The sequence below is a fragment of the Segeticoccus rhizosphaerae genome (genome assembly GCF_009192725.1).
GTDB classification, from domain to species: domain Bacteria; phylum Actinomycetota; class Actinomycetes; order Actinomycetales; family Dermatophilaceae; genus Segeticoccus; species Segeticoccus rhizosphaerae.
The window spans coordinates 1-2,145 of the sequence record NZ_VOHR01000469.1 but is presented as its reverse complement, the minus strand read 5'-3'; the positions used below and the strand labels follow the sequence as shown (position 1 = coordinate 2,145).

Below are 2,145 nucleotides of genomic sequence, written 5' to 3'. Positions count from 1 at the left end.
CCGAGGCGAGGTAGTGCCGCGGCCACGGGTGGGCGTCGATGCGAGCGATGGCCTCCGCGAGCCGGGCGATCGCGTTCTCGTTGTTGGGGACCGAGCCGTTGCTGCCGAGGACCGCCGCCCGCTCGCCGTACCAGACCTCGAGGTCGAACGGCTTCATCAGCACGCCGGGCTCGGCGCCGTCGGCTCCGATGCCGTCGGCGAGCGTCCCTCCGCGCAGCTCGAGGCGCTCGCAGATCACGGACCGCTTGGCCGTGCGGCCGCCCCGCAGCCGCATCCGCACGTTCTGCTCCCTGGCGACCACCTCGGGCGGTCCGGCGTCCTCGAACCGCTTCAACCGGGTCTGCGCGGCGTGGTAGCGCGCCGCCATGTCGGAGTTGTAGGCCGCCTTCTGCTTGTACATCAGCACGAGGGCCCTGAGCTTGGCGTGCTCCTCGTCCCACCGCTTGCGCAGCTCCTCCAACCTGGCGTTGCGGTCGATCCGGGCCTGGTGGTAGGTCGCGAAGCGTCCGGCGTGCACCCAGCACGTGCTGCCTGCGGCGCTCGGCTCGAGGGTCGCGATCCGGGTCGCGACGCGGTCGAGCAGCTCGCGGTCGTGGCTGACGAACAGCACCGTCTTGGGCGAGGCGACGATCTGCTCCTCGAGCCAGCGCTTGGTCGGCACGTCGAGGTAGTTGTCCGGCTCGTCGAGCAGCAGCACGTCCTCGGGTCCGCGCAGCAGCGCCTCGAGGACGAGCCGCTTCTGCTCGCCGCCGGAGAGCGTGTTGACCTTGCGCCACTGCGCCTGCTCGAAGGGGACCCCGATGGCCGCCACCGTGCAGACGTCCCAGAGCGTCTCGTGCTCATAGCCCCCGACGTCGCCCCAGTCGGCGAGCGCCTGGGCGTAGGCGAGCTGGGCCGGCTCGTCGTCGACCTCCATGATCGCCAGTTCACTGTCGTCGACCGCCTTGGCCGCCTTGCGGATCGGCTCGGGGGCGACCCCGACCAGCAGGTCCCGCACGGTCGTGTTGTCGCGCACCTGGCCGATGAACTGGCGCATCACGCCGAGTCCCCCACTGCGGGTGACCGCCCCGTCGAAGTGAGTCAGGTCGCCCGCGATGATGCGCAACAGTGTGGTCTTGCCGGTGCCGTTGGGGCCGACCAGCGCCACCTTCGCGCCCTCACCGACGCGCAGGCTCACCTCCCCGAGGAGCGGCCGCCCATCGGGGAGCTGGTAGCTGACGGCATTGACGTCGACGTGTCCCACAAGGGTCAACTGTGACGTATGGGCCGGTGCCGCGTCATACCGATATCCCTCGTCGAGCGACGAGGGCACCGTTGCCGCCAGCTCGCGCACGTCTACGTTGCTGGTCCCTCGTCCGGAACGGTGCCGCTCGCCCCGGCCACCTGGTCCAGGCGTCGTATGGCGCGTGCTCGCCCGGCCTGCGGGGCCAGCTGGTCGTCGCTCGGGTAGGTGACCTCCTCCAGGCACAGGCCGTGGGGCGGCATGACGACGACGGCAGGGTCGCGGTGGCCGGCGGAGAGCACCTGCGCCGGCCAGTCCGGCTCCCGGCGTCCCTCACCGACCGGCACCACGGCCCCGACGAGGGAACGGACCATCGAGTGGCAGAACGCGTCGGCCCCGACGGTGCCGACCACGATGCCGTCGGCATCGCGTTCCCAGTCGAAACGTCGCAGGGTCCGGATCGTGGTCGCTCCCTCGCGGCGCTTGCAGAAGGCGGCGAACTCCCGCAGCCCGAGCAGCCGCTGGGCCGCGGCGTGCATCGCCGAGACCTCGAGCGGCCGCTTGTGCAGCACCGTGTCGTGGCGACGGAGCGGATCCAGCAGGTGCGGCCGGTCGCAGATCCGGTAGCGGTACCAACGGCCGGTGGCCGAGAACCGGGCGTCGAACCCGTCCGGCGCCACCGTGACCCGCCGGACCACGATGTCCGGCGGCAGCACCCCGGCGAGCCGGGTCACCGCAGCCGCACCGGGTGCGCGGTCGGACCGACCGGGCAGGCGCGACCAGTCGTGCGGGGCGACGTCGGCGTGGGCCACGGCGCCGCGGGCGTGCACCCCGGCGTCGGTGCGGCCGGCCACCGTGAGCCGCACCGGGTCGGCGGCCCGAAGGATGCTGGCCAGACCGGCACCGAGTTCCTCCTCGACGGT

General features: G+C 72.4%; 2 protein-coding genes. Both read right to left on the bottom strand.

Translation table 11 applies throughout. The features are described 5' to 3' along the window. Nucleotides 1-1,243 (bottom strand): ATP-binding cassette domain-containing protein (locus FRW57_RS20690; RefSeq protein WP_152186946.1); only part of this gene is annotated, 1,243 nt, incomplete at its 3' end. A 92-nt stretch (nucleotides 1,244-1,335) separates the two neighbouring features. Then, a partial coding sequence (locus tag FRW57_RS20685; RefSeq protein WP_152186945.1) for a tRNA pseudouridine synthase A occupies nucleotides 1,336-2,145 on the bottom strand: 810 nt, incomplete at its 5' end.